This is a genomic window from Pseudoalteromonas sp. RWi3 (assembly GCF_054960735.1).
On sequence record NZ_JBHNYL010000043.1, the window covers coordinates 1 to 844 of the forward strand.

The following is an 844-nucleotide window of genomic DNA, read 5'->3' on the forward strand; positions in this document are numbered from 1 at the left end:
CGACTTTGTATTGTCATTTCACTACGACTCAGTTCACTTAAATTGTTCATCCACTCTTTTTTATACTGAGCAAAAAAGCTTTCTGAGCACGCATTATCCCAGCAATTTCCTTTTCTCGACATGCTAATCGTTACATCTCGTTTGTTCAACCACGCTATCGTTTCTTTTGCTCGATACTGACTCCCTTGGTCTGAATGAAACAAAAGGCGGTTTCCATCTGGTTTACGTGTATGCCATGCTTTTCTTAATGTTTTAATCACTAAATCCGCACTATTAACTTGGCTTGTTGCCCAACCAACAACTTTACGAGAGTAGAGATCTAGAATTACACATAAGTACTGCCAGCCTTCTTTACAGCGAACTTGTGTTATATCAGACACCCACACGGTATTGCGTTCTTCAACATCAAATTGGCGACCCAGTAGATTCTCTGTCGTGATAAAACCCTGCTTTTTATTACCACTGGTGTAACGACGTTTGCCTGATTTTGAGCGATACCCTACGCTTTGTAATAAACGTTGCACACGACCTTTACTACAATCAAACCCATTAGCTACGGCGGCTTCCCACAACTTCCTGTAACCAGGTATGCAATGCTCTTTGTTACTTCTTTTTTTCAAAAACTGAAGTAATGAGTCGTTTCTACACGTTACTGGATTTAATGACTGTTTCAGCCATTTATAATAGCCAGCCTTAGACACAGACAATAATGCACATAATTTGCTTATTGTTTTCTTCGCTGTAGCTGTCTGATGAATGTATTGAAACCTTATTCTTTTAGGCTGTCGAAGTAGGCCTTCGCCTTTTTTAACACGTCGTTCTCCAACTGAGCATCTGCAAGTTG

Annotated in this window: 1 protein-coding gene; it reads right to left on the bottom strand. The window is 40.0% G+C overall.

The genetic code is table 11. From position 1 onward, the window contains the following. The coding region (locus ACFI4Z_RS19055) for an IS3 family transposase (protein WP_462671890.1) at positions 1-773 on the bottom strand (773 nt) is incomplete at its 3' end. Positions 774-844: the final 71 nt, after the last annotated feature.